The sequence below is a fragment of the Dorea sp. AM13-35 genome, assembly GCF_003473885.1.
Classification (GTDB): domain Bacteria; phylum Bacillota; class Clostridia; order Lachnospirales; family Lachnospiraceae; genus Dorea_D; species Dorea_D hominis.
In genome coordinates this window covers 203912-230407 of record NZ_QUCZ01000001.1, presented here as the reverse complement: position 1 = coordinate 230407, position 26496 = coordinate 203912, and the positions used below count along the sequence as shown (strand labels likewise).

The following is a 26496-nucleotide window of genomic DNA, read 5'->3' as shown; positions in this document are numbered from 1 at the left end:
TTACACCTCTTCTATTTCTACTTCTATACGCGGGCGCTCTTTGTCCACAAAGAACGCATCCTGAAACCCTGTGATATAGCTCCATCCATCGTCCCGAAGTACTTTTGTCTGCACAAGTGCATCCTGAATCACCTTTCTGCCAAAAGAACTGATATTGTCCAAATCTCTTCTCTTATTTGGCTCATACCATCGATATCTGATTATGACTGGTTTTGTAATCCGCAATCTTCCTAACTGTTCTAAAATAGCCCGGATCACAACCGCCTCGTTCTTTTGTTTCATCTTGGCACCTTTATACTGATTCGTCCGGCACGCCCTTGTATAATCATTCATGTTGTCTAATCTTCCATTAATGGTCAACAGATGCTGCACACTTTCTCCACCCTTCAAACGTCTGTATCATACAGAGTCTTTTTAATTGTATTTCTCTGGCTCTATGTAAATCCTGAGCTGTATATTTATGAAATGCAGCTTCATCCACCGGATCACCAGGAATCGGTCTGAAAATCCCTTCACCTACATTAATAATACAATCTCCATTGTTGTTTGCTTTGTTAATCATGGATCTTAAAGACCTATCAACATTTCTATCATAAGGTCTGGCAATTGCATGCTTATGACCATCCGCAATTCTATTAAAATAGCTTTCTGCTTTTTCTCGAGTCGTCATACTTCTCCTTTCTGCCAGAGCCTGGCTCTCTGGCTGTGATACAACATATTGTGCAAGAACTTCATGTCTTATACGTTACATTTCTTAGTTACAATGCCAGGTGAATCTATAGTTAACTTGTTACATCCAACTTCTTCCAAAAATCTTTATGAAGTCTTCTCTTGTCCCATGATGGCTTTCAAAATGTTCTTGTGCCATCTGTTTTAATTGCAAATCCAGTCCGCGATTCGGATTATCATGAACGGAGTTAATTCCAAATTCATGTAAATAACTTGCTATCGGAATGACGTACCCATATTTCTCCGATAATTCTCTTCTGGAGCCATAAAAAATATGATGTCTGTGCACGTACGGTGTACCAGTAAAATAGCAGTGATCCATATCGTCCGTGAACACGCTCCAAAGTTTTTTAGACATCCACACCATACCTTTCTTTCAGAAGTCTTTTTTCTTCCGGTGTTGCAATTTCGCTATCCGGAATCTGTGCATCCTTACACATAATGATCAAACCTGATATCAGTCGCGCCATTTCTTCTGAATTATATGTGTGACTACCTCGAAGCAGTCGATAAGTCCGATACAGAAGCCCATCTACTCCTTGTCGTACCTGCGATGTTGACTGCAGGTGATAATCCATAGCATTCCGCACTTTATTTTCTGCCTCTTCTGTATCTGGAATTGTAACGAATACAGCTTTATTCTCCATTATTTCCAACTGTCCATATCTTTCCAGACACATATTGTGCATTTCCGGATTGCTCAATTCCAATCTTCTGGCAAGTTTTGTAATCAGCACCCAATAATATGCATTCGCATCCAGGCTTCTTTTTTTACGATATTTCTTGATTTGAATAACAAGTTTCTCACAATCTTTCAGCTCTTGGAATGCATCTCTTGCATCCTCATTTACTTCCAATGAAAGACTCTGTTTTCTTGTAACATAGTCCATCTTTAAACCTTCGAGCTTTCCTGTAAAGTTCATTAATCATCACCATACTTTTTCTTAATCGCATTCAGCATCTTTGCACACTCTGTCTCCGTAAGCGTGTCCATTGTCTTTCCGTTTCCACACACCCAGGCTGCCAGATCAATACCGTGTGCCGTGCACTGTGTTTTCAGTGTTTTCTTTTTAGCTTCTGATGCAAGATTTTCCCCCGTTCCCGGAATTTTTGCTTCCAGTTTGTTGTATTCTTCTTTCAGCCACAAATTAAATCCAAGGCCGGTATGAATAGCCACACACTTCACAAATGCTCTGCACATGCTATTCCATACTCTCTGCTGACTCATCGAATTATCTTTTACTGGATTCGCACCATTCATTACCGGTGTCTGCATCTCGTATTCTTTATCATCGATTACAACTTTGATTCTGGTTTCATAACAACGGTTTGTATTTCCATTTTTATCCGTAAACTCAATATCGGTCTTTCTTAAGCTACTCCCAGTCTGCGGATCAGGAATAGGTTCCCAGTACACTTCAGTTGCACCATTCTTCCTCAATAGCTCAATACATTTTGCCCAGTTTAGATATGTAAATCCATCTCTATCTTCGCAGTATTGGCTTACATCAATCTTTATCAGCTCTTCATAGCTTTTAAGTGCCATCTATTCTTCCTCACTTTCTTTTTTTCGATTAATCGAATATCTGTATTCTCCAATACTATATTTATCAAACATAGAAACAATCTCACTTGCTTCATCTAAACTGTTCACTTCGAAGATCACTTTATCTTCACACTCATACACACCAACAGTCTTATACGTCCTTACAACTTCTATATTCCACATTACAATATCCTCCTGTACATATCATTCATACACACTTCACACAGATTTTCTTCATTGATATGCATATAAATTGAATCTCCTTTATACAAAGGCGCGTCACAATTATCGCAAAATGCAACCGGATCAGGATCATCTGGCGGTGTTGTCTTCCACGAATCATATCCTGGAATATTCTCCATTTGACTAATTTCCTTTCTTCGTTTAAAATACAATTGACTAATTTCTTTTGTGCCGGATTCGGGTTCTTCCCTTTCTGGCACTCTTTTTATATGCTTTTAAAATACTGTGCCTGTCCGGCTTCGACTCTTAATCCGGAAGTTCCGATCTCCAGATTGTACGGACCGGCTGCTGCATCATTGGTATATCCATACACATCACCGTCCAGAATCTGCACCGACACATGCCGGATGCCATGCTTCGCAGCCACTCTCCGGATATCTTTCAGCGCCCGGACTACATTTTCATCTGTAGCAAATCCAAGCCATTTTTCTTTCATGTTCTGCACTTTTTCACCCCTTTCTAGCAAAATGTCATAAAAATCGCCACCCAGAATCCAACTACTGACACGCCGATCAGCGCCACCAGGATTCCGAGAATCCAGCAGAATACTTTGTACGCCATCTGCTTTCTTCTTTTGTATCTTTTAATTCTCTGCTCTCTCATCAATATCCAATAAAGAGCCAGTGGAGAAACATCAATACTGCTGCCGCGTAACAGGACAGACAGATCAGCAGTGCGCTCTGTGTTGCTTCGCTCATTTTTCTCTTCTTCCTCATGCTCTATCCCCTTTCCGATCTTGTGTAGATCTTGTTTAAAAGCTTGTTTTACCTTGTATCACCTTGTTTAAAGCTTGTCTTACTTTAACCGCCTAAGCGGTTTTCTCTTTTAAGTCCTTTAATCTTCCAACGATGAAATCCGAAAAGCTCCGGACAATCCGGTTCACCTCTTCCGGTGTTTTATCCCGGTATGCATCATCGGAGATATGGCAGGTGCAGCCATTGTTGTTCATTGTTTCTACAATCATCTTCCTGCCCTCCTGTGTTCTTATTTCATGTTATGTGGTACAGTTTGTACTTGTTGCGGTTCTCTGGTATAATTTTCCTATCAAATGATGAAAGGAATGATTTCATGTCCGAGAATACTACGAATAATATAGCTTTAATCAACCTTCCTGATATGCCTGAATCCGCTGATAACGCTGTTAAAAATCTAACCGACGCTCCTACTCAGAATATAGGAAAAACCTTTGCTGATATTTGGTATCTCGTCTTTGGCGGAATCAGTCAAAAAGCTGAAAAGAAGCGTCTGCAATATGCGCACGACCTTGAAAAATTTCGCGAACAATTAGACCAATCCATCGACGAAATCCCAGATGATAAAAAGCTGGAGCCATCCCTACAAACAACTGCACAGGCTTTGGAAAACTCAAAGTACTGCGTTTCATCGGAAATCCTAAGAGAGATGTTTACAAAACTTATCAGTGGATCTATGAACTCTGATACCGCTTCTTTGGCACATCCTTCGTTCCCGGAAATATTGAAGCAATTAAGTCCATCTGACGCCTTGTTGTTACAGGATCTTTTTCTTTCCAGTCAGAGCTCTTTTCCAGTTGCTTCAATGGGTGTTAAAATTAGAGGTAATAGTTATCAAATTCTATATGACAATGTTTTTATTCCTCCGAACATATCGCTCGAAAGAGAGCAAATTTCTCTTTCGCTTGACTCATTGGAACGAGCAAATTTGATTTCTATTAACTACAACAAACAAATTTCCGGTGATAACTTTTATAATTCTTTAAAAAGAACGCCTGAATATTCAAATGTTAGTGAGTTCGCCATAGATTATTCCGTTGATCATCCTAACTCCACTTCTTATTTCAAGAAAGGACTTATACAGCTAACTTCTTTAGGCAAAACTTTTTGTTCTATTTGTATAGGAAAGCATTGATGAACTCTCTGGTCTTTTCACACATTTCATCTACATAGCCATCTACTATTTTGAAATAGTGGGTGGCTAGAATTTTTGTAATTAATGCCGAAGTTATTACTGAACAACCTATACAAATTATTATCACTAGCACACTTCTCACCTCACTTCCTGTTGCGCTTCTGTTTCATCTGTTGCGAATAAGTAATCTAATGATTTGTCTGGGAATGATTTACATTCGATTTCCGCTCATCCCATAACATACTGATTACAAATGCATTCATTGACATTCCTCTACTCTTTGCTTCCTTCTTTAATTTCTTATACAGCTTTTCCGGAAAACGGATCGTTGTCTGCACCATCTTTTCACCTCCTGACATCAAAATGATAGCAGTTTATAAGAGGTTTTCTGATGAGCGACAGCTCAGAGGTTTGTCAATACATTTTTCGACACGTTTTATTGTTACTTGCTATTCTTTTATTATTGCGCATCCAGTCACTAAGTGTGACATTTTTCATCAAAAAAAATTTCCTGTACACTTTTTTCATAGTAGTTTGCCAAATTGATTTTGATTCCGTCTCTTGGAATACGCTCACCATTCTCATACATGCTCATTGCGGATGTGCTAACTCCAACGGCTTTTGCTACTTCTTCTCTTGATCGATCTCCTCTCAGCTTCAGCAATCGTTCTCCAATATCTTTCGCATTCATTTTCTCACCTTCCATTCTCCCCGTATAGCCGATAGGACAGCTTTCTTCTTATCTTGTAAACATAATTATAAGTCCGGCAACAATTACTACCAAGACAAGAATTTTGGCAATGAGTTTCATGGTTTCCTTAAAAAGCATAGTTGTATTTCAAATGGATTTATGATAGAGTATCAAATAAGCAAGGGGAATTGCTTCCCCCGCTTATCAATCACATCAGACTTTCTACAACCATCTTTATGACGGCTAAGAGAGTTCCGATGCTTAGGGCGAGCTGAGTAAGTGCTACTACCACTTTCTCAGCTTTTTTAATTGCCCTTATCAAGTCATCCACTTTACTTTCCTCCTTTCCGTGAATCCCTGTTCCCTTGCTACGATTATAGTATATCACTTGTCACGTTACGTGTCAACACTTTTTGTGACATTTCTATTTACTTTTATCACGTTTCGTGTTAATATTATTTTAAATCAATAAGGATGGTAATAAGATATGGGAATATTTAAAACAGTAATAAAATCATTACGTACTTCACACGGATTAACTCAAGACGAGTTATCTAAACAATTAGGAATTTCACGAAGTACAATCGGTATGTACGAAAGTGGAGCTCGTGAGCCAGATTTTGAAACTCTGGAATTAATCGCCGATTATTTCAATGTAGATACAGATTACCTACTTGGACGCACAAATAAAACCACTTATATTCCATCTGCTTTTAAATCAGAAGATGAAAATAATCTACTCCAATCCTATCGCAATCTATCTGATTTAAATAAAAAGAAAAGCGTAACATATATAGAAAATCTTTTGAGCAATCAGCAGTTGGAAGAAGAGCTCGAATTAAACGCAGCACAAGCACGTACCGACATAGATATACCAGAAGGAACAGATACATCAGATGATGACATTATGGATTCCGAAGACTTCTAAGTCCTTTTTATCGAACAGGTGTTTTATTATATTTATCACGGAGGTGTTTATGATGAACGCATATGAAGCACTTTTAGATGAAGCCTGTGATATTGGATTTGAAGTAAAAGAAAAGCCATTGCGATTTAACAACGGTCGAATCAAAGGAAACCGGATTGCAATCCGACAGGATATCGATACAACAACTGAAAAAGGCTGCGTTTTGGCTGAAGAATTGGGACATTATTATACTTCCGTTGGAAACATCATTGACATGGATAGCTCTTCCAACCGGAAACAAGAGCGACAGGCAAGATTATGGGCATATAATAAACAGATCGGACTCAAAGGTCTGGTCAGAGCATACGAACATGGTTGTACTGCCAGCCATGAGATTGCAGAGTATCTGGATGTAACAGAGGAAGCTCTGCAAGAATGCATTGAATTTTATCGGGATAAATACGGGGAATACAAGACAGTTGAACATTACATCATATTTTTTATTCCGCATCTGGCAGTGTTGAAGAAAATATGATTTTATACGTATTTATACATACTTTTATTGACATACGTGTTTATACGTGTTATAATGGAGCCATGATAAGGAAAGGAGATACAGAAGATGCCATTAACACCAAAAGAGATGATTAAGCTTCTTAAGAAGAACGGTTTCATCATAGTCAGTCAGAATGGTTCTCACGTCAAATTGATGAATCCGGAAACTGGTAGGACGGTAATTGTTCCTTATCACTCAAAAGACCTGAAAAAAGGTTTGGAACAGGCAATATTAAAGCAGGCAGGACTAAAGTAGTCCTACCTGTACCACAATAAACATCACGGAGGTATTACGTATGAACAGATTATTTTACCCAGCAATTTTCCATAAAGAAGACGGAGGCTTTTGGATTTCTTTTCCGGATTTTCCAGAATGTTTTTCTGATGGTGATGATATGCAGCAGGCTTATGAGAATGCCGTTGATGCCTTAGGACTTGCAATCACAAGCAGACAGGATGAAAAAGAAGCAATTCCAGAGCCTACAGATATTAGTGAACTCAAAGTCGATGATGGCTTTCTCGTTGTTTTGGAATTCGATTTATACGCATATCTGAAAAAGCACAGTTCAAAGGCTGTTAAGAAAACTCTGACTATTCCTGAATGGTTGAATGAGTCCGCTACCGCTATGGGGCTTAATTTCTCTCAGGTTCTTCAGGAAGCATTATTACAAAAGGTACAGAAGAAACAATAATAATTTTACAAAGGAGAAATTAGAGTATGACATATACAGACGAATTGGCATTACTCAATTTATTAGATAAATTTGAAGTTCCAATTATTCCACAAAATACACATTTTTGGATGATTCGTACAAAAAAAGGTTATTTTTATAATGAATTTCTTTCAAAACGTTTTGTTGCTTTAGCATGGAATAATATCACACATAAAACTGATTTTTCAGAGTCCAATAGAGATTCATTAAAAGATGATGTGTTAATGACATTTAAGGAAATTCATCGTCCTTCAACAGTTATTAATAAATGTTATTCTTTTATTAATGAAATTCAAACCAATGATATACTTGTAATTCCTAGTGTTAAGAGCAGTTACATTACTTTCGCCCTCGCTGGTGAATATTATGAAGATGATTCGAAAACCTTAGAGCTTGAGCAGAATGTTATATATCGTATTGACAATCATGATGTTGATATAAACGATGTTTCTTGTCCCTATAAAAAACGCAGACGCATAACTTTGCTTCGAACAGTAAAGAATGAAGAATTAAATTATTCGTTATGTCGGGCAATTTCAAACTATCACGGACTTTCAAATTTAGATTCATACTCAAAACAGATACTTAATGCTTTATACAATTATTATATGTTTGGCAATGATATGTCTTTTGTTCTTAATGTTCAAAAGCAAACACCTATCGGGCCTCGTTCAATTAACAATGTTTTATACGGAACTACCGAATTATTATCCTCCATTGCTCCTGAAGAATGCATATCAACCCAAGTATCTTTAAATTCACCTGGGGATATTGTATTTTCACTAGTTAACGTTAAAGACCTTTTGGTAAATAACTGGCAATTTATTTTTGGCATGCTTGTATTTCTAGGTGGTGGTAGTGCCCTTACTTTTAAAGTTCCTGGCGCAATTGATATTATAAAAAGTATTCTTTTTGCTAAAGACGACTATCGCATCAAACACGCTGAAGCCGAAAAGGCTGAATTGGAAGTATGGGAAAAGAAAGCAGAACTTTTGCAAAAAATTAAAGACTCTGGAATAGATCCAGAATCTTTAAACGATCCAGTTAATGCATTACTTTCAGGTTGCTCTACTCTAGAAGTAGAGCCAATCATTTTAGATGATGCATCTGCAGCCAATGTTCCAGTGGCAAACGAAGTGCAAGAATCTCAAGATATAGAGGATGAGTAAATTTACCCGCAAAACAAAGTCCCACCATCCAAAGCAACACAATATAGTTATTTTCATTACCTCCAAAAGCAATTGATATTAATTTAAAAAAGATACTTAAAAGAAGGACAAATGAAAAAATAAGAATTAATAAATCTACAATTTTTAGAAACTGTTTTTTCATAACATTACCTCCTCTTTTTCGTATTATATCTGAATTTTTTGTATACAACAATAGGAAAACTTATTGAAAATAACTATATATTTAAAGAAAGGAGTCCCTATGACTACGACATTATTTATCCAATATCTATTGGAGCGTTTTAAAATTGAGCATAAAAAGCGTGATCGTTCCGGAGTTTATGGACTGACGCAACGATTAATGGCTTATAATTCAAACAAGATTGAAGGCAGCACTTTAACCGAAGACCAGACTGCTTCTCTCTTCGACACCGGTATCTTGCCAAAGACAGATGATTACTATCGCGCAAAAGATGTTGAAGAAATGAACGGGCACTTCCTGATGTTTAATAAAATGTTAGAAACTTTAGACCGTGATCTCTCACAGGAGCTGATCAAGCAGTTTCACTATGAATTAAAAAGCGGCGTATTTGAAGATCGCGCTAATGGATATGCTATCGGAGAATATAAGAAACGAGCAAATATGGTTGGGATATACAAAACTGCTTTGCCGAGTCAGGTAAATGATGAAATGGATTCGCTCTTTGCCTGGTACGATGCGCAGAATGTTTCTCTTGATACCCTTGCAGAATTCCATGCACGCTATGAAAGTATCCACCCATTCCAGGACGGAAACGGACGAACAGGGCGTCTGATCTTATTCCGTGAATGCTTGCGTCATGATATTGCTCCTTTCATTATTGAAGACAGCAATCGTCCTGAATATTTAGAAGCATTGAAAGCATTCCGTCAAAACAACTCGACCAAAGAACTGGTAGCATTGTTCGAAAAGGAACAAGATTATTATCGTCAAAGATGCCAGTACTTTTTGGAAGAATAATAGTTCAAAATAAGAAAACCGCCCCTGCTACCAACAGGAACGGCTTTTCATAGGCAATACCGAAGATGGTATCAACCAAACTTTTGACCTACATATTGTATCATCTTCGAACAGCTATCGCAAGCAGAACGCTAGTTCTCTGCTGGCTGTTATTTTTATACTCATTTTTAGTGCGACGTCGCACATATACTAAGGAAAGGTGATACATATGCAATATGAAGAATATCTTATCTATCTCCGGAAGTCCCGAAGTGATGCTTCTCTGGAAGCTATGGGCGTGGATGTCCTGGAACGGCATGAGCAGATCTTACTTGATCTTGCCAAACGAATGAACTTATCCATTGGCGGGATCTACCGTGAAGTCGTTTCCGGAGAGTCTATATCCGCGCGTCCGGAAATGCAGAAGCTTTTATCCGAAGTAGAATCCGGACGTTGGGAAGGTGTACTCGTAATGGAAGTGGAACGTCTGGCAAGAGGTGATACGGTCGATCAGGGAATTGTTCAAAGAGCTTTCCAATATTCCGGAACGAAGATCATCACTCCAACAAAGACCTATAATCCAAATAATGAATTTGACGAAGAATACTTTGAGTTCGGACTCTTCATGAGCCGGAGGGAATACAAGACAATCCGCCGCCGGATGCGCGCCGGTGTGACTGCTGCCGTGAAGGAAGGAAAATGGCCGTTCAATCAGGCACCCTACGGCTGGCAACGCGTGAAGCTCGAACATGGGCGTGGATGGGTTCTCGCTCCGGATCCGGACGAAGCTCCGGTCGTGAAACTTATCTTCCGGCTCTATACCGGTCCCGATCGCATCGGAATTACCCACATCTGCAGATATCTGGATAACCGGGGAATCAAGCCAAGGAACGGAGATACCTGGCTGGAATGCAGCGTTATGGGAATCTTGAGGAACGTTGTTAATGATCAGCGAGTCGGCATTGGGCGAAGAAAGGTTGTAAAGCAAGTCCAGAACGGCTCCGTCAGCAAAGTACGTCCTCATAGTGATTATGATTTCACTGCTCCAGGACTGCAGCCACGATTGATTGATCATGATGTATTCCTCGAAGCGCAGGAATATCTCGCCAAAAACTCTCATAAGCTGCCGGAATCCTATGGAATTAAAAACCCACTCGCCGGAATCCTGGTCTGCTCCTGCTGCGGAAAGAAAATGCAGAGAAGACCGGCTTCCAGGGACGGCTCTTCCGGAAGATGTCCATATGACGTTTTAATGTGCAATACCAGAGGCTGTCCCACCATCGGCTCAACGCTTGAGCTGGTAGAGCGTGAACTCATACAGGCACTATCCGACTGGGTAGCTGGATACCAGTTAGATCCGACTCTGGAAGTTGAGAACAAAGTTCCGGAAAAAGAACAGCTTCTCTCTTCCGCTGTCAACAATCACGATTTATTACTAAAACAAAATGGAAACTTATACGATCTGTTGGAACAGGGAGTCTACACCACCGAGATCTTTCTGGAACGTTCCCACGAATTACAGAAACGTATCAAAGAATCGGAAGCACATATAGAAATTCTGAAAAAAGATCTGAAATATGAAAAAGAGAAAATAGCAAACATAGAGAACTTTATCCCTTCCTGCAAGGAGCTTCTCTCCTGTTACTGGGACTTATCCGCCCAGGACCGGAACAAAGCTCTGAAAATGCTCCTGGAAAGTGTCGAATACACGAAAACCAAGCGAAATCGTAAGGGAGATAAGGATAATCCTACTTTTACACTGAATTTAAAGCCCCGAATCCCGCGTATTTAGGGGCTTTTTCATTAGCGACAACATTTATGGGCGCAAGAACTGGCTCACTTAGAAATCGTCTGTGCTATTGTTTATCAACTTACAAAAAATATGACAATGGAAGAATTAGAAAAATCCGGTTTTGATAAATATTATGTAGATCATACGCTTGCACTCTGGCCACAGTCTGCCGGCGGTGTTCCTTGGAGCGCCACTACTTTCCAGTCCAAAGGTGATCCCATCACCGATTTAAGCGAAGATATGGCTGCGGATGGTGCGATTGTGTAAAGACAACATTTAATGTTTTAAAGATAGTTCCCGAACATCTGGCATACTAGCTGCCAGATATGAGAACTTTAGAAATTCCAATGTATCTCAATAGGTACTTCCTTAGTTACAGGGTCTTTCTTACCGACCAATACATAATCAATCAGCTTTTCAACCGTTTCCCTGTCTAAGTGTTCAAGATTTGTATATTGCTCGATTAACTGTCGTCTGTTATCGCCAATCAGCATTTTTCTTTCAATAACATCAAGCTGTTTCTGCGTATCAATTACCAGTTTTTCGAGCCTTTCTTTTTGTGTTGAGAAGTCTTTAGATAAATCCAAGTAATCAAGTTCGGAAAGAATACCCTTTACCTTATCTAAATATAGTTCACGGATTCCTTTTGTGTATTCCGCAATCTTTTTTTGATAAGCAGCAATCTCCGTTTCCAAAGCTTCTTTTTGACCTCGCAAGTCATTATTGAATTGCACATTTTGTTCAAGCTCATCTTTATCTAGATATTCTGCGGATAACTTATTAAGTTCATCAATCACAGCTTTTTCCAATTTGTCTACTGAAATGAAAGAACCTATACAAGCGTCCTTTGCTACATGGCGGTTAGAACATTGTAAATAATGCTTACCACGATTCTTTGATGAACGCATTGTATAACCACAATTCATACAGCGAGCTTTTCTGGCAAATAAGCCGATTGTGCCAACTGTGAAAGGTTTTGCCTTTTGAGCTACCAATGCTTGAACCCTATCCCATAACTCACGGTCAATAATCGGCTCATGTGTACCCTTAACTCTGTACCACTCGTCTTTTGGTCTGGGTTTGTTTTGCTTTGTCTTATAAGAAACGCTGCCATATTTCCCTTGAACCATATTCCCGATATAGATTTCATTCACCAACATATCTGATATGGCAAAATATTTCCATAGGGTACTGTTTTTCGTTTTAGGCTGCTTGTAACGCAAACCATGAAGTCGTTTGTATTCCGTAGGGTTTGGTATTCCTCTGTCATTCAGCATACGGGCAATGGCGGTCTTTCCATATCCCTGTGAAAACAGTGTAAAAACTTCTCTGACAACTTCCGCAGCTTCTTCATCAATAATCAAATGCCCTTTTACGTCAGGGTCTTTTTTGTAACCATACAGGGCAAAAGCACCGATATGGTGTCCGTTCTTTCTTCTGTCAGTGAGAACGCTTTTAATGTTTTCTGACATATCCTCTAAGTACCACTCATTCACCAGACCATTTATCTGTCTTGATTTCTTATTTCCTTTATTAGCGGTATCTGCATTATCAACAATGCTGATGAAACGAATACCCCAAATAGGGAAAAGACCGTGGATATATTTTTCCACTAATTCTAGTTCTCTGGTAAATCTGGATTGTGTCTTACAAAGGACAATATCAAATTTACGATTCTTTGCGTCCTCCAACAACCTGTTAAATTCTGGTCGTCGTCTGTCAGAACCAGTGTAATCATCATCACTGTATATGTTGTAGACTTCCCAAGCATGCTCTAATGAGTATTGAAGTAACATTGACTTTTGATTCTGAATACTGTTACTGTCGTCTGTTTCTGATTGTTTGTTTCTATCTTCCTCTGATAAGCGGCAATAAATAGCAACTCTTGATTTTGATTCTATCATGCTTCGTTCTCCTTTTAGAGAAGACGAAACAAACTATCTCTACATAATGTTATTATAACATCTTGTAGGATAGTTTGTCTATCATCTGGCAGGAGTTGCCTTTCCTTTATTTTTTTCATATTGATTTATCAACTCTATCCATTTTAGAGTAAATGCTTTTGTAAACGCCGCTCTATCACAATTTTTAAAAACATTCTTGCAAACTACCTTTGCGTCATTTGCCATTGAACCACCTCACTACAATATATTTACAAAGTATGCAAAAATGCTTGTACATTATGAAAGAATTTGTCTATAAATAAGAAGTAATCAGATGGCTTTGGAAAGCTCCACTGGAATTTCACCATTCCCATTCTGATGGGTGAACCGTGTCATACGGGTGTATCATTATTCTGATATACAGGTCATGGCAGCAACTTTTCCAACAGTCGCTTACGGATCACTGGCATGGTCGCTCGCTTCTTTATTCCTCCTTTCGTGGGTCATGGCGTTCCAGTCCGTCGGCTCACCGTATATCAAACGTATCTGATTACTTTATTCATTTTTCAAAGAACACTTGTAAAACGGAGCTGGAATGAGGTGATAGAACACTCCGTATATATTCGCTTATTTCACTCTGACTTCAAAACCTAGAATTACTTTAATAAGAGCAGCTCTGATTCTGCCTTTCAGTTCCATGTCGACCACAATATACATATTTCCGTGTTCATCATAGAACGGGCGTAAACTTGCTTTTGATATGTAAGCGTCATAGTGATTTAATATTTTCTCTATTGCCACTTCGTCGCCATCAGCAGCTAAACTGATTGTGGAGAATAGAGGACACTTTTTTGTAGACTTCATCATGTTATAATTCCTCCTCATACATATCTCTAATGAGCTTTAGTGAACACATTCTGTTTCTATAAACAGAGTTTCTGGAAATATCCAAAATCTCTGCGATTTCTGCGTCTGGTAATTCCAGAAAATAGAACATCAACACAACATTGCGTCGTCTTTCGCTTAATTTTTTGATTGCTTCACATAATTTCTCATCATAGACACGAACTTCTGTACCAAACACATCAAAGGAAGTAAATTCAATCGGGTATTCGTCCGATACACCCAACTGGTTTAATTCCAGCTCTGGTATTTCACAGAAAGATATTTCATGCTTTGCACGTCTGGCAAGTTCTTTGTTGTAGTTCTTTACAGTTCTGCCAATCACCTTACGAGCCAGACAGTCAAATTGAAGTCTTATAGCGTTCTCAAATGAAGAAGGTTTCATAATCTCACCTCCTTTCAAGTTGAAGTTGCTAAAGCGAAAAGGCTTTTTACCTCTTTCCGCACTAACACTCAACACGGAGGGGCGATTTGTAACCCGAATCAGAAAAAAATCAAAAAATTTTTTAAAGTAGCAAAAAAGCACAAGAGCATAAAATGAATGCTGTTCTTGTGCTTTTATAGTTGTTCCTGCTATGTAATGTGAAAAACCATATTCAAGGGTATATGGTACCGCTTTAAAGGCTAAGATTTTTTTGACAATATCGGATATATCAAAGATTGTCGATTATGTAGGTTTCTCAATGCGGCTACCTCCTAAAGCCGCTAACCCCAAACCTATATACTGTTTTTCGGGGATGAAAAAAAGGCGGCTTGTCAACCGCCATCTAAACAAAGAAAATTTTTAACATGCAAAAATGCTACTGACAATAGCGGTTTTTTTTATTTACCGCAATGCAGCACTTTTTTAATGTTCCTTTTACGCAGATAGGAACTTACAAACCATACTATGCGTTTTTCTATACCTGTTAGAAAATCAACAGGAACAGTAAAATGTAGTGAGGTGATTACATATGCGTAAAAAAGAAGATAAGTATGATTTTAGAGCCTTTGGTCTTGCAATCAAAGAAGCTCGCATGAAACAAGGTCTTACCCGTGAACAAGTGGGAGCAATGATTGAGATTGACCCACGCTATTTGACGAATATTGAAAACAAAGGGCAGCACCCAAGTTTACAAGTATTTTATGACCTTGTTCATTTATTGAATGTATCAACAGACGCTTTTTTCTTGCCTGCTTCTGATCTGGTGAAAAGCACCAGAAGAATACAGTTAGAAAAGCAGCTTGATAATCTGTCCGACAAAGATTTAGTTATCATGGAAAGCGTTGTTGACGGAATCATCAAGTCTAAGGAAGTGGAGGAGTAACCCTCTGCTTTTTAGCTTTCCAATAAAATAAGCCGATAACCCAAGATAAAACTATTCTCGGTGTTATCGGCTCTGCGTCTGTGCGTCTGGCTCTTTGATTACTATTATTTGTAGATTTTTGGCTTCTATTAAGGCTTCCTGTTTACATTTCGGACAATAGAGCGGGTAATTTTTTAAAACCGTATCTTCTCTAATTCTGTCACGGGTTTTGTTGCCACAAACAGGGCAGCGTATCCATTCCGTTTTTTTCATCATTACCTCCACTTTGCTATTTCTTTCTGTTTTTCCATGCCTTATAAATCAAATTGGCAATAGGGAACAACACACAAATGACTATAAACCATTCTGGAAAATGTGGCATATCCTATATCCCCTTTCTCTAATGAATTTGCATAAACACAGCTATAAGTATGCTACCTACACCAATTAAAAATCCTATAATAATTCGTTTTACTGAATAACTGTATATTTTGTCTGGCTGGTTTCGGTCATATCGGATAGGAATATGCGTTCCTATCTCGGAGGCAAGAGAAACCTGTATGCGATTTTTTGACACAATCCGCTTGCCATTTACCAGATAGGAAACCTCTGCCAGTTTTGCATTACGCCATTTTTCGTTTGTCGGGTTTGTAGACTTTATTGAAACAATCATTCCATCTGTTTTCATTGTCTTTCCATGTTTCAAGGCAAACAAAATACAATTAAACAAGGCGAAAGTAAACGATACTCCTGCTATCAAATACAAAATAATTACATCATGTTCCATACGATACCTCCTATGCCAAATCGCTCTTTTCAAAAAACTTAATTGACAGAATAGCGGATATTGAAAAAATGATAAGACTAATTACAATACCAAAAATAATGAGCATTGTTGTGGAAACCGTATTTAAGAAATCAAACTTTATCTTATTTTCTGGTTTAAACAGAGCTGCAAACAAAATAGGGGATGCCATAATAACTAAGACAAAGACAAATTTTGTTTTTTCATATCCCAGTTTATATAAAGCAGGAAAATAAACAGATAAAAATACAGTGACCGTAAAAAAAATGATAACCGCCATCCTAATATCAAACGTTCCCAGTTTCGGAAAAATAAGTGTGTCAATTCCAAAAATCAAACAGCATACCACATAAATAACCAGACAAAATAAATATTTTGAAAGTACAATCAGCCTACGGGGATATGGCGTTGCACAAAGCAGAGTAGCTGCGTTCGGATATTGATGTTCCTTTAAGGAAACATATTGTGTCAACATGAAAATACTGAAAATAATAGTAAGTGTGAAACCCATAGCTCCAGCCGCTTCAGGTGTACGCCAAAGCATAATAGGCGGAATTAAAAAGGATACAATAAGCATAATACCCACATATTTCTTTACAATTAGAAAATCTTTTTTTACTAAGCTAAATAACATTCTTTTTTCTCCTTTCCACATTCGCAAGCATAATGTCTTCAATCGTTGGTCGTTCTATAAGAACATCCTGCATACATTCCATAACAACAGAAGCCTGTTTTGTAATTCCCGTAAAATTAAATGCACTTTCTTCTGTGCAAAGAAACATCTTTCGTGTATCTGAATTCAGTTTCTCTGCACTTCCTTTTATAATTCGATAGCTGTCAAGCAACTGGTCTTTTTCTTCTTGAAAAACAATCTGCCCACTATCAATCATAATCAGCATATCTGCAATTTTGTCTAAATCAGAGGTAATATGCGTAGAAAAAAATACACCTTTTCCATCTTTGTTCATATAATCTTTTAATATATCCAAAAGCTGGCTTCGTACCAGTGGGTCAAGTCCGCTTGTCGGTTCGTCCATAATAAGTAGCTCCGCTTTATGTGAAAGAGCTAATGCCAAAGCATATTTCATACGCATACCTTTCGACAGTGTATTGATTTTTTGCTTTGGGTTAAGCTCGAAACGTTCTAAGTAATCAATAAAATCTTGTTCACACCAGTTTTTGTAGGCAGGTGCTATGACGCTTTTCATTTCTGAAATGGTTAATTCATCATAAAAACAACCATCATCAAGCACAATACCGATACGGTCTTTTATTTCGCTTTCATTTCCCTTTATGTCCATACCAAAAAAATTTATTTTCCCCGACACATTGTTGGTAAGCCCTAAAATACTTCGTAGAGTGGTTGTCTTACCTGCCCCGTTAATTCCCACAAATCCAGTGATACATCCCTCTGGTAAATAGAACGAGATGTCCTTCAAGGAAAAATCATCATAACTTTTATTGATTCCAGATACTTCTAAAATATTGTCCATTCAGTTTTCCTCCTCGTATAGAATGTCCATCATGGCATTTAATTCCTCTTTGCTGATATTTAGTGATTTAGCTGTCTGTATCATATCAAGCATTTTTTTCTCTACAAGTCGCCGTTTGGACTCCCTTAATAATTCAATATTACTTGTAGAAACAAAAGTCCCGATACCGACTTGACTTGTAATAAATCCCTCTTTTTCCAATTCATCATATACCCTCCGTATTGTTAGGACGCTGACTTTTAAATCATTTGCAAAGGAACGGATAGACGGAAGGGCGTCGCCCTCCACTAATTCCTCTCTTAAGATAGCGTCTTTTATTTGGTCTTTGATTTGCTGGTAAAGAGGATTTTCAGATGTATTAGATATTACTATCTTCAAATATCTTTCCTCCTTTAGTGTGATGTTTGTACATGCACATTATATACACACATCACTTGTATGTCAATATTCTTTCTGATTTTTCTGGAACTAATCTTCCAAATTAAGAATGGCATTTTTTTGTAGTACAATAAGCAATAGCAGTTGAAAAAATTAAACGTGAATGAAAATGATTAAAGGGGAACGGTTTATAATGTCCATTCCCCATCTTCATTATTTTACAATCTTCCAGTTACTATCTTTTTCCAGTGTCAAATCAAACTGTGAAATCTGTGTTGCCTTTGTCCTCTGGTCGAGATACTTCACTGATACCGATACTTTCACCTGTTCTCCATCTTGTATAAAGATTGGATTTACCAGCTCCGAAAACACATAATTACAATTCACAGGTTCAAGCACATTTCCCGACACATAGTAGGTAAGCTCCTTTTCCGTTGCGGTAGGGTACAGCTTGAAGAATGTTTCCAAAAACTCTGTCACTTCTTCCGTAGTAGCAGCGTCCACCGTTCCGTCTGATTCCTTTGCTTTTGGTTCATAGGTTGATTTTGTCGGTGTGTTACTGATGGTCGGATTCTGCGTGATAACCATATTCCCGTTCCTATCTACATGAACCATTACCATGTAAGCGGAAGTATAACCGATAGAAGTTTCTCCCTCCGTTACCGTTTGTTCTACCGAGTAGACAACGGTAAACTCGTCCGTTCCAGCCGCTTCAACCTCCCAAATCTTAACGTCCGTCACCGTAGAGCTTGTAGGTATATCCATACGGACGGTATCAACATTCAAATCCTGCAAGCTCTTTGTCAGATATTGATTGATGGCTGCTGTTCTTTTCTCAATGGATTCCTGCGTGTTGCTCCAAGAATAGTAGGACTTCGCAAAGGCTTTTACGAAATTCTCTATCTTGTTGGTATCGACAATACGCTGTTCAATGACTTCTTTCTCATGTACCGTGTGCATATCAATAGCAGTGAAATTTTTATATACCCCAAAGCTGACGCTTACAACCAGCACCAGCCATAAGGCAATCACGGTTTTCTTATGTGTGCCGATTTTCATTACAGGCACTTTTTTCTCTTTTTTTGGTTTCGATTCTTTATCCTTTTTCTTAAATAGCATAGCACCATTCCTTTCTTATTTGGTTTTCACCCGTCCAGCACCAATCAAATGTTGCTGCCAGTACGAGCTTGTTAAATCTGCATATCCGATAGGGTCGCCAGCGTGATACATTCTGTTGTTTCCTGCATAGATTCCCACATGGGTAACATACGTTCCTGCGTTATAAGTTGAGTGGAAAAACACCAAATCTCCAGCTTTTGCCTGTGACAGCGGTATGTGCTGCGTAGCGTCATACTGTGCCTGTGCGGTACGGGGCAGGCTGATACCAGCTTTTCCATAGCACCACTGAACCAATCCCGAACAGTCAAAAGAAGTGTTGGGATTGCTGCCACCATACACATACTTCCAGCCTTGATATTTCAATGCTTCATTGAAGATCGCCTGTGCGGTAGCGTCACTGAAACCAGGCACAGCCAGGTACTGATTCACGAGTCGCACATAGAACATATTTCCGTACTTGTAACGCCAGCCGCCATTTTCCTTAATGGAAATCTCATTTTTATAGGTGACTTTGACACCGCCCGATTTATCCCTTGCGAAGCTGACCGCCAGTTCAAAGGTGTACTTTTTCCCATGAATGGAAACGTAATCAATGAAGCTCCCACCATAGTTATAGGCTTGTACCACCGTGTTGACGTCACAGCCTTTCACTTCTGCGGATTTTAAAAGCTCCGAGAAGTATTTACACCCCTGTTTGATGGATTCCTCCGTAGACAGGGAATTAAGCGGCAGACCGAGTGATTCACTGGCTTGCATAACGTCCGTTGTACCAGTGCCGCCAGATTCCACCTGCATAATCGCAAGCAGGCAGTTCACATAGTCAGAAATTCCGTATTCCTTTGCATACTTTTCTACCGTAGGCTGATGTTTCAAGACTTCCGCTGACAGGTTCAATCCGGAAAAATCGAAACTGGAAGTTCCGCTTTCTTCATCATCTGCGGTCACGATAAACAGGAACAGGAGCAGACAGATAACCACTGTGAAAATCCCACCGAACACAGCGAAATGTCTTAGCTTCATTTCTCGCCGCCTTTCTTACTGGTAGATTTTTTCACAGTGGATTGTGTTATATTTTTCTTCTGAACTGTCTTTGTCTGCGATTTTCTCTGTATTGTCTGTCGTGAACCATCTGTAGCAGCTCCCGAATGTTTATTTACTGCTGATGAAGTCTGTTTATCTGCCGGACGGAATTCTCTGACAACCTGCGTTCTCACATTCTCCTGCGATTTTGTCACAGGCTCTTTTGTCTTGCTTGATTGTGGCTGCTCCTTTGTCACCGTGACAGGACGCTCCTTGACGTTCTGCTCTTGTTTTGAAGCTGCCGCCTGTGAATCCGATTTTACAGGAGCAGGCGTTGTGGCTGGTCGCTCATGCACCGGGGCAGCTATCTTTGTTGCTGATCCGCTGCCTTGTTGCTCCTTATCCTTTGATTCCTGCTTGTCCTGTGCCTTATCCACAATCGGACGCTGCGGATTCTGTTTCTCTGACTGAGGCTGTTTCGATACCGATTTTTTATCCACGATTCCACGCTTTGAGGTAGACTGTGATTCCTGCGTATTGCTCTTTGAACTATGTACGGTCTGTGAGGAATCCGTCTGACTTTTCTTATCTGGCAATGCAAGCGGATTCTGTGATTTGGAATTCGGCAGAGCTGGCGGCTTGCTGTTACCTCCACTGTTAGAAGCAGAAGTATTGTGATTTGCTCTGGTATGCGTGTTACCTGTCTGTTTGGTACTGCCTGCCTTTTTCGTAGAAGCAGAAGCCGCTGCCGCACCAGCGACACCGCCAGCAGCACCAGCCGCAACGGTTCTTCCGATTTTACGTTCCAAGCGTCTTGCCCTGCGGTTAAGGAACATATACGGGTGTCGCATGATTCGTCTGCTGACTTGCTGTGTATCAGAAGATTGCAGACTGAACATTGCCATCAAGTCACCGAGCTTGAAGTAGATTCCGGCAAAGGTGACTATCTGTAAAAATGCCACCATGAAAAACGGATAGCCAGAGGAAATGGAGTAAAACATAGTCGAGATACTAAACGCTGTGGTAATAATCAGTGTGATTCCAGCTCTCATCATAACGGTATTGAACAGCTTCGTAAGAGCCTTTTTTGCCATGCCTTCATAGGTCGGTATCATGGACAAAACAAAACTAATCGGCAGAAACATGGCGTAGATGATAAATAACACCTGCGAGAAAATCATCATGCCCGTAAGCAGAAAAACAAACGCCGAGATTCCGATATTGAAGATAAACAGGAACACCACCATACCTAAACGGGTCATGGTCTTTGTGACGCTCAAATAAGCGTTGTCCTTATCTTCGATTTCTTCAATCACAACATCCTCTCTGTCGTCTGTGTCCGGGTTTGCCGATAACAGGCTTTCCACACGGTCAGAGCCGATCGTTTTTATATCCGATTCCCCGTACTGTAAAAGTAGCCACGGTTGTTTCACCTGTATGGAAAACAGGCTATCTCTTATCAAATCCACACTGTCTTTTCCTTTGCTATTGGAATCGGGCAGCACGATTTTTGTTCCGAGCGATAATGCCGAGCTGCTTATATCTGCCGAAAAGTCATTGATTTTGTTGATATAGTTTGGAGCGTAGGCAATAAAGGACGCTGACAGGATAAATACCACAAGAAAGTTAATAACTGCATGAATGGCTTTTGTGGTTTCCCTTTTTAACAGTCCTGTATAGGCGACATAGATACCCATTACCAGAATCAGAAGTAAAAGGAATCCTACATAGAATCCCTGTGTAGAAAAACCGCTGGAAGTGACACCTGCAAGTGTCTGAATGTTCTTTCCGATAGAGCTTGCGGTATCAGAGATAAAGTCTAGCTTGTAGGCTTCCGGTACCACATAGCCTGTCGCATTGGAGATATACAGGCTCACCGTCCAGACAAAGTTTGTGATAGCGTACAAGCCATACTGAATACTTTTCCCGATTCCATCAAGCCAGTTCCACGGTAGCCAATCCCAAGAGCTGTCAACGTAAAAATCAAGCTGGTAGTTTTCCAGTGGATATTGAGAGTAGGCGTTGCTGTCGCTCACCGTATTATCCACCAGTCCAGCCGCATAAGCCACCGTACCTGTGATGGATAAAAACACCAGTACGCCGAGAACCATACATAGAGCGATACCGAAGAATCGTAAGATTTTTCGTTTCCTCATAGGCTTCACCTCGTTTCTTCTGTCTGTACTGGCGGTCTGGTATCAAAGGCATGGAACAGGTCAGAGAATACAGGGTGAATCTGGATAACGCCCACACGCCCGTACAAATCTTGAAACAGGCATTGCCCATTTTCCAAATCCCTAAGTCGTTTCTGGTTTCCCTCGTCCTCCTTATCCACGCCAAAAAATTCAAGGGTATTCTTGATTTCCTTTATGTCTGTGCTTCTAAAAGCAAACTTCAATCCAATATTGTTCTTCATCTTTTCATCGTCCACATCACCAGAGTTTTGCGTGACGAAGTAAACAGCAGCGTTCATGGAACGTCCGGCACGAATCAGCTTGTTAGACAGTGCTTTCCCCTGTGCTACCTGTAGGAACGTCCATGCTTCGTCCAAGTCCACCATTTTAAAAATGCTCCTGTCGGAATGGATAAAATCAAGGGCAAAGGTACTAATGACAATCAGCATAGCCACGGACAATAATTCCATTGTGGTGTATTCTTCAAACTTCGTGTCCTTATCCGGCAGTATAAGGTCTGCCACCTGTATAATGTTGAGCTGCCTGTCTAAACTGATGGACTGCTCCACATCACCGTCCGAGAACAAAAGGTGTGCAAAGTCATAGTCGGTCATGCTCTCGATATGGTCTGCGATATTCTCTGCCACAGGAGAACCGTCTTTCCTTAATTCATCAATGACACGGAGCAGTCCTCTTTTTTTGCTCTGTGTCACAGAACGAATTGCACGCCTTAATACAGGAAACTTCTCACCGTCACGACTGCTGATTCCCGTTAAAAAGGTGAGTATGTCGATTGCCAGACTTTCAGCGTCCTTTGTTCGCTTCATAATCACATACGGGTCAAGAAGTCCTCTGTTTTTGTCCTCACTGGTAAGATTAACTATCTTGATTTCCTGTGCAATGTCGAGTAGCGTTTCCTGCCAGTTGCCACGCTCTGATTTTGGGTCTACAATGACCGCTTTTCCTCCAAACAGCACCGCATAATAGATGATAAGGTTGTTACAGAATGATTTCCCACCACCGAGCGAACCGAGAAAAGCAGCCGCAAGAGCATTTGTTACCGAACCTTTTACGCCCTGTGCCGCAAGGCTAGGTTTCAGATAGACGTTCTTTCCTGTGTCAAGGTTATAGCCGATATAGATACCGTCCGTTTCTCCAAGCTGCTGTGTCGCACCGAATCCAAGTCCGGCGAGAAAGTCAGAAGTCACATACTGGATATAATCATTGATGTAACGCTTGCTGGACGGGATAAACTCACCGTGAAGCCCAAGCATATCTCCGAATGGTCGTACCAGTTTTACATTCAAATCATCATAAAAATCCTTGACTTCATCACAGCGGCGTTTTAATTCTTCCAGATTGTCAGCAGTCACACGGATAACGTAAGACAGCTTATACATGGATTCTTTGGATTGATCTAAATTCGTTTCCAGCTCATTCACCGAATCCAGAGCGTCTATGACGTTACTTCCTGTTTCGTTGTTGGATTCCCACGCATGGTTATCTAAATCTTTCAGTTCTTTCTTTTTATTCCTAACCGTCGTCAAAGCCTTTTTATTAGTGACGATTTCCACATTCATAGAAGTGGAAACAGGGAACGTGAATTGCTGCTGTTGATAATAGAAGATTTCCGAAGATGGGAAGTCCAGCTCACCCACGATATTGTTAATCGTGAAGTAGGCAACATACATTGTCTGATCTTCACGCTCTATCTTTAGGTATCGCTGGTTTTCCTCTATCATGCAGCGTGTCGGTCGGATAAGGTCATATCGCTTCACCAGCGTTTCACGCTTTAATTTTTTTATCGGGAGGTCATAACTGTAATCACTGTAGGCAACGCCCGTATTCCCGTAGATATGTTCCAAGAGATAGCCGAAGTCGTTCTTATCCAGCCTGCGGAACTGAAAGCGGCGTGAGATTTTGCTTTCCAAGAGCTTTTCCATCTTTAGGAAACGGTTGATTTCATCATTGCTCATGGAAATAAAATCACCCATTAGCTTGTGATTGACTTCATAGATAAAGTCTGTAAAGGTCATAGCTGCTGATTTTCGCATACCCTTGAAACTGATTTCTTCCTCATTCACCAGCAGCTTGAAGCCAAGAAAAAAACGGTAGTCAATCTGATTTTCACCAATCATTTCAACCAACGCTTCTGTCTGTTCGTCTACCTTTTTACAGGCAATTTCTTTTAACCTGCCTGTGATTCCTTTTTTGGAACGCTCCTGTACCGCACGCAAGCTGTCCTCTGTGGCAATCTGTAGGGCATGGATTTTTCCGTCACGGTTCTGGGCGATTAGCTGACGGAAGTTGTCATGCACCATATATTTTTCCTCTGGTGACAGGAACGAATAATTGTAGGGTGTCAGCTCATAGTAGGCGAAACACTCACCATCATGGTTGAACACCAGATTGTTTTCTATATACTTAATCGGGAACATACATCACACTCCTAACTGTTGTAATAACGGGATTGAATCTTTCCTTTTTCAGTCTGATGGCTTTTCCGGCATAGGTTACTTTGGGTCGGAGGAAAAAGCTCACACAGGATTTTAGGAATCCAAAAGGCTTTTTTCCGTCAAAGGTCTTTTGCGATACGAACCAAGTGAACGCTACAGGGATTCCAAAGTATTTAAGGAACACCCCGTCAATCATGGAAAGTGGCGGCAGCTCCCCAAAGAGAATCACCACAAACAGCGACAGGACAAACCAAGCCATCTGGCTGAATGTGAGAGGGAACGGGAGCTGAAAGTCGTTGATTGCGTAAATGACTTTTTCCACGCTCCATATGCTTGTATAGCTTTTGATTTTCTTCAATTTTCACAGCTCCTTTCTTTGAAGATTTTTCTTTACATGGAAACAGCAGCCTGTTTTCACAAGCTGCTGCATAAAAATAACCAGTGTCATTTCACTGGCTGATGTTTTGATATTCAGTTGTAATGGTTAATACGGACATTCAAACACGCCATGATTGGTGACGACAAAACGCCCCTCTAAATCAAGGTCTCGCCCGTAGGCTTCATAGTCTATGTAATTGCGGATTCTGTCTGGTATCTCACCCAGACTTTGACATTCATCTATGAAGTAATAGGCAACATCTGTCATATCGTCACAATCGGGATAATGGATAATATCGTCTGCGTGTTCGCATAATTCCTCTATGCTGCTGAAACAGCAGAGAAGTTCTGATAATTCGTCCTGTATATCCTCTGGTAAATCTTCTACCATTTCACAAAGGCGGTTGACTTCCTCAATAGGTGTGTACTCGTCAATCGCAAAGGGCAGCTCATAATCATGAATAGCATATTCCTCGTATTCGTCATTCAAGCCGATACGTTCCGCCATTTCGTCATAATCAATGGGCGGTGTGAACCATGCACCCACAAGCTCACCCTCATTGTATTTACCGAGATTCGCGATATAAACCTGCATTTCTTCGATACTACATCTCCCCTTTACTGATAACGGAATACGCCGCTGGTTGTGAAAAGGTATCTGTCGTCCATTTCCAGCTCGTTTCCGTAGGAATGATAATCAATATGCTTTTGTAATTCGTGAGGAATCTCACCAAAAACATTTTCCTCACAGATAAGGTATTCTGCAAGAGCCGCACCGTCACCCACATCATAATAGCGTATCTCGTCCTTGTGGTCGATAAATTCCTCGAAACTGGAAAACCATTTCTGCTGAATGGCTTTCATTTCATTGCCGATAGGCGTACCCTCCAATTCAAGTACCATGCGGCAGTTGGCGTTGATTTCCCAAAGGGGCATATCACTGTGTATATCAAAGGGCAGCTCATAGTCAGCAATCTCAATCTGTTCTTCATGTTCAACACCGAGCTTCTCTCTGACTTCCTCAAAATCCACAGGACAGTTGAACCAGTCGCCAGAGTAACCGTCGTCCTCGTCATGATAAGGTTTTGTATTGTTTAAAAGGTAGATTCTCATTTCCTGCATGGTCTGTCACTTCCTTTCATTTCCAGTATTCCCATTATAACAGCATAATCTACACCAAATACATAATAAGAAAACTTTTGTAACTGTTCTTTTGGATAATCCAGTGGCGAGTGCTGCTTGATGATTTCCCACACCGCACGTTTGCGGTAGGGCAAGTCGGAAATATTTTCACAGCCAACATGTTCTTTCATATCCTCAAAAATATCTGTTTTCATGTTGTCCTCCAATCTTAAAAATTTGCATAAAAAAAGCAGCAAACCGTTAAGAT

At 40.0% G+C, this 26496-nt stretch carries 38 protein-coding genes and 1 pseudogene; 10 read left to right on the top strand and 29 right to left on the bottom strand.

Annotated features, from left to right (window positions below; genetic code table 11):
• The 9 genes from DW152_RS01075 to DW152_RS13225 all read right to left on the bottom strand — a co-directional run bounded on the left by DW152_RS01075 (position 1) and on the right by DW152_RS13225 (position 3482).
• A complete protein-coding gene (locus tag DW152_RS01075; protein WP_118287790.1) occupies positions 1-333 on the bottom strand; it encodes a RusA family crossover junction endodeoxyribonuclease in 333 nt (110 codons plus the stop codon).
• Between the two features lie 16 nt (positions 334-349).
• Positions 350-670 carry a hypothetical protein gene (locus tag DW152_RS01070; RefSeq protein ID WP_117538171.1) on the bottom strand — a complete coding sequence of 107 codons (321 nt, stop codon included), beginning with the start codon at positions 668-670 and terminating at the stop codon, positions 350-352.
• Positions 671-790: 120 nt separating this feature from the next.
• The gene (locus DW152_RS01065) at positions 791-1087 is read right to left on the bottom strand and encodes a phosphoenolpyruvate carboxykinase (RefSeq protein ID WP_117538170.1); all 297 of its coding nucleotides are present in this window, start codon (positions 1085-1087) and stop codon (positions 791-793) included.
• Positions 1080-1652, bottom strand: a complete 573-nt coding sequence (locus DW152_RS01060) for a hypothetical protein (RefSeq protein WP_117538169.1) — start codon at positions 1650-1652, stop codon at positions 1080-1082. The genes DW152_RS01065 and DW152_RS01060 overlap by 8 nt, the downstream gene beginning before the upstream one ends.
• A complete protein-coding gene (locus DW152_RS01055; protein WP_117538168.1) occupies positions 1652-2275 on the bottom strand; it encodes a Sak single strand annealing protein in 624 nt (207 codons plus the stop codon). The genes DW152_RS01060 and DW152_RS01055 overlap by 1 nt, the downstream gene beginning before the upstream one ends.
• Positions 2276-2458, bottom strand: a complete 183-nt coding sequence (locus DW152_RS01050; protein ID WP_118287789.1) for a hypothetical protein — start codon at positions 2456-2458, stop codon at positions 2276-2278.
• Positions 2458-2637 (bottom strand): hypothetical protein, encoded by a 180-nt coding sequence (locus DW152_RS01045; protein ID WP_117538166.1) that lies wholly within the window; start codon positions 2635-2637, stop codon positions 2458-2460. Before DW152_RS01045 ends, DW152_RS01050 begins: the two co-directional genes overlap by 1 nt.
• Before the next feature lie 86 nt (positions 2638-2723).
• Positions 2724-2963 carry a hypothetical protein gene (locus DW152_RS01040; protein ID WP_117538165.1) on the bottom strand — a complete coding sequence of 80 codons (240 nt, stop codon included), beginning with the start codon at positions 2961-2963 and terminating at the stop codon, positions 2724-2726.
• Positions 2964-3326: 363 nt separating this feature from the next.
• On the bottom strand, positions 3327-3482 hold the full coding sequence (locus DW152_RS13225; protein ID WP_158549919.1) for a hypothetical protein: 156 nt from the start codon (positions 3480-3482) through the stop codon (positions 3327-3329).
• A gap of 104 nt (positions 3483-3586) precedes the next feature.
• Here DW152_RS13225 and DW152_RS01035 point away from each other — a divergent pair, with 104 nt between their 5' ends.
• Entirely contained in the window at positions 3587-4405 is an 819-nt protein-coding gene (locus DW152_RS01035) for a DUF4393 domain-containing protein (RefSeq protein ID WP_158570011.1), read from the top strand.
• 188 nt (positions 4406-4593) lie between these two features.
• On the opposite strand, the gene DW152_RS01030 is transcribed toward DW152_RS01035, so the two are convergent.
• The 3 genes from DW152_RS01030 to DW152_RS13540 form a co-directional block, all read right to left on the bottom strand.
• Complete coding sequence (locus DW152_RS01030) at positions 4594-4746, bottom strand: toxin-antitoxin system HicB family antitoxin (protein ID WP_158570010.1); 153 nt, start codon at positions 4744-4746, stop codon at positions 4594-4596.
• Between the two features lie 137 nt (positions 4747-4883).
• Positions 4884-5111 carry a helix-turn-helix transcriptional regulator gene (locus DW152_RS01025; protein ID WP_243059735.1) on the bottom strand — a complete coding sequence of 76 codons (228 nt, stop codon included), beginning with the start codon at positions 5109-5111 and terminating at the stop codon, positions 4884-4886.
• 193 nt (positions 5112-5304) lie between these two features.
• Positions 5305-5427 carry a hypothetical protein gene (locus tag DW152_RS13540; RefSeq protein WP_279209050.1) on the bottom strand — a complete coding sequence of 41 codons (123 nt, stop codon included), beginning with the start codon at positions 5425-5427 and terminating at the stop codon, positions 5305-5307.
• Positions 5428-5583: 156 nt separating this feature from the next.
• Here DW152_RS13540 and DW152_RS01020 point away from each other — a divergent pair, with 156 nt between their 5' ends.
• The 8 genes and pseudogenes from DW152_RS01020 to DW152_RS00985 form a co-directional block, all read left to right on the top strand.
• Positions 5584-6024 carry a helix-turn-helix domain-containing protein gene (locus DW152_RS01020; RefSeq protein WP_118287786.1) on the top strand — a complete coding sequence of 147 codons (441 nt, stop codon included), beginning with the start codon at positions 5584-5586 and terminating at the stop codon, positions 6022-6024.
• A 49-nt stretch (positions 6025-6073) separates the two neighbouring features.
• Positions 6074-6538, top strand: coding sequence for an ImmA/IrrE family metallo-endopeptidase (locus tag DW152_RS01015; RefSeq protein ID WP_330416701.1), 465 nt, complete (start codon positions 6074-6076; stop codon positions 6536-6538).
• Between the two features lie 87 nt (positions 6539-6625).
• The gene (locus DW152_RS01010; RefSeq protein WP_117538160.1) at positions 6626-6814 is read left to right on the top strand and encodes a type II toxin-antitoxin system HicA family toxin; all 189 of its coding nucleotides are present in this window, start codon (positions 6626-6628) and stop codon (positions 6812-6814) included.
• Positions 6815-6854: 40 nt separating this feature from the next.
• On the top strand, positions 6855-7250 hold the full coding sequence (locus tag DW152_RS01005) for a type II toxin-antitoxin system HicB family antitoxin (protein WP_117538159.1): 396 nt from the start codon (positions 6855-6857) through the stop codon (positions 7248-7250).
• A gap of 26 nt (positions 7251-7276) precedes the next feature.
• Positions 7277-8440: a hypothetical protein gene (locus DW152_RS01000; protein ID WP_117538158.1), complete on the top strand. Its 1164-nt coding sequence runs from the start codon at positions 7277-7279 to the stop codon at positions 8438-8440.
• A 262-nt stretch (positions 8441-8702) separates the two neighbouring features.
• A complete protein-coding gene (locus DW152_RS00995; protein WP_117538157.1) occupies positions 8703-9440 on the top strand; it encodes a Fic family protein in 738 nt (245 codons plus the stop codon).
• Between the two features lie 208 nt (positions 9441-9648).
• Complete coding sequence (locus tag DW152_RS00990) at positions 9649-11211, top strand: recombinase family protein (protein WP_118287784.1); 1563 nt, start codon at positions 9649-9651, stop codon at positions 11209-11211.
• Between the two features lie 33 nt (positions 11212-11244).
• Positions 11245-11513, top strand: a pseudogene (locus DW152_RS00985) (manganese catalase family protein); the annotation flags it as partial.
• A 33-nt stretch (positions 11514-11546) separates the two neighbouring features.
• Here the strand turns inward: DW152_RS00985 and DW152_RS00980 are convergent.
• The 4 genes from DW152_RS00980 to DW152_RS00970 form a co-directional block, all read right to left on the bottom strand.
• A complete protein-coding gene (locus DW152_RS00980; protein ID WP_118287783.1) occupies positions 11547-13115 on the bottom strand; it encodes a recombinase family protein in 1569 nt (522 codons plus the stop codon).
• A gap of 81 nt (positions 13116-13196) precedes the next feature.
• Positions 13197-13340 (bottom strand): hypothetical protein, encoded by a 144-nt coding sequence (locus DW152_RS13300; RefSeq protein WP_016440029.1) that lies wholly within the window; start codon positions 13338-13340, stop codon positions 13197-13199.
• Positions 13341-13721: 381 nt separating this feature from the next.
• Positions 13722-13961, bottom strand: a complete 240-nt coding sequence (locus DW152_RS00975; RefSeq protein WP_118287782.1) for a helix-turn-helix domain-containing protein — start codon at positions 13959-13961, stop codon at positions 13722-13724.
• Position 13962: 1 nt separating this feature from the next.
• A complete protein-coding gene (locus DW152_RS00970; protein ID WP_016440028.1) occupies positions 13963-14382 on the bottom strand; it encodes an RNA polymerase sigma factor in 420 nt (139 codons plus the stop codon).
• 568 nt (positions 14383-14950) lie between these two features.
• Between DW152_RS00970 and DW152_RS00965 the strand changes: the two genes are divergently transcribed.
• A complete protein-coding gene (locus tag DW152_RS00965) occupies positions 14951-15304 on the top strand; it encodes a helix-turn-helix domain-containing protein (protein ID WP_118145195.1) in 354 nt (117 codons plus the stop codon).
• A gap of 63 nt (positions 15305-15367) precedes the next feature.
• Here DW152_RS00965 and DW152_RS00960 read toward each other — a convergent pair whose 3' ends face one another.
• From DW152_RS00960 to DW152_RS00900, 13 genes are all read right to left on the bottom strand, one after another.
• The gene (locus DW152_RS00960; RefSeq protein WP_117597773.1) at positions 15368-15556 is read right to left on the bottom strand and encodes a cysteine-rich KTR domain-containing protein; all 189 of its coding nucleotides are present in this window, start codon (positions 15554-15556) and stop codon (positions 15368-15370) included.
• Between the two features lie 127 nt (positions 15557-15683).
• Positions 15684-16070 (bottom strand): hypothetical protein, encoded by a 387-nt coding sequence (locus DW152_RS00955; protein ID WP_118287781.1) that lies wholly within the window; start codon positions 16068-16070, stop codon positions 15684-15686.
• A 10-nt stretch (positions 16071-16080) separates the two neighbouring features.
• Complete coding sequence (locus DW152_RS00950; RefSeq protein ID WP_118145193.1) at positions 16081-16722, bottom strand: ABC-2 transporter permease; 642 nt, start codon at positions 16720-16722, stop codon at positions 16081-16083.
• Positions 16712-17581 carry an ABC transporter ATP-binding protein gene (locus DW152_RS00945; RefSeq protein ID WP_118287780.1) on the bottom strand — a complete coding sequence of 290 codons (870 nt, stop codon included), beginning with the start codon at positions 17579-17581 and terminating at the stop codon, positions 16712-16714. The genes DW152_RS00950 and DW152_RS00945 overlap by 11 nt, the downstream gene beginning before the upstream one ends.
• Positions 17582-17959, bottom strand: coding sequence for a GntR family transcriptional regulator (locus DW152_RS00940; protein WP_117579310.1), 378 nt, complete (start codon positions 17957-17959; stop codon positions 17582-17584). It abuts the gene before it with no gap.
• Positions 17960-18172: 213 nt separating this feature from the next.
• Positions 18173-19078: a conjugal transfer protein gene (locus tag DW152_RS00935; protein WP_118287779.1), complete on the bottom strand. Its 906-nt coding sequence runs from the start codon at positions 19076-19078 to the stop codon at positions 18173-18175.
• A gap of 15 nt (positions 19079-19093) precedes the next feature.
• Complete coding sequence (locus tag DW152_RS00930) at positions 19094-20098, bottom strand: bifunctional lytic transglycosylase/C40 family peptidase (RefSeq protein WP_118287778.1); 1005 nt, start codon at positions 20096-20098, stop codon at positions 19094-19096.
• Positions 20095-22254, bottom strand: a complete 2160-nt coding sequence (locus DW152_RS00925) for an FUSC family protein (protein WP_118287777.1) — start codon at positions 22252-22254, stop codon at positions 20095-20097. The genes DW152_RS00930 and DW152_RS00925 overlap by 4 nt, the downstream gene beginning before the upstream one ends.
• 5 nt (positions 22255-22259) lie before the next feature.
• Positions 22260-24710 carry an ATP-binding protein gene (locus DW152_RS00920; RefSeq protein ID WP_118287776.1) on the bottom strand — a complete coding sequence of 817 codons (2451 nt, stop codon included), beginning with the start codon at positions 24708-24710 and terminating at the stop codon, positions 22260-22262.
• Positions 24697-25086 (bottom strand): conjugal transfer protein, encoded by a 390-nt coding sequence (locus tag DW152_RS00915; RefSeq protein ID WP_118287775.1) that lies wholly within the window; start codon positions 25084-25086, stop codon positions 24697-24699. Before DW152_RS00915 ends, DW152_RS00920 begins: the two co-directional genes overlap by 14 nt.
• Positions 25087-25212: 126 nt before the next feature.
• On the bottom strand, positions 25213-25701 hold the full coding sequence (locus DW152_RS00910) for an antirestriction protein ArdA (RefSeq protein ID WP_117533896.1): 489 nt from the start codon (positions 25699-25701) through the stop codon (positions 25213-25215).
• Positions 25702-25724: 23 nt separating this feature from the next.
• Positions 25725-26219, bottom strand: a complete 495-nt coding sequence (locus DW152_RS00905) for an antirestriction protein ArdA (protein WP_147621156.1) — start codon at positions 26217-26219, stop codon at positions 25725-25727.
• Positions 26216-26443: a hypothetical protein gene (locus tag DW152_RS00900; protein WP_118287773.1), complete on the bottom strand. Its 228-nt coding sequence runs from the start codon at positions 26441-26443 to the stop codon at positions 26216-26218. Before DW152_RS00900 ends, DW152_RS00905 begins: the two co-directional genes overlap by 4 nt.
• Positions 26444-26496: the final 53 nt, after the last annotated feature.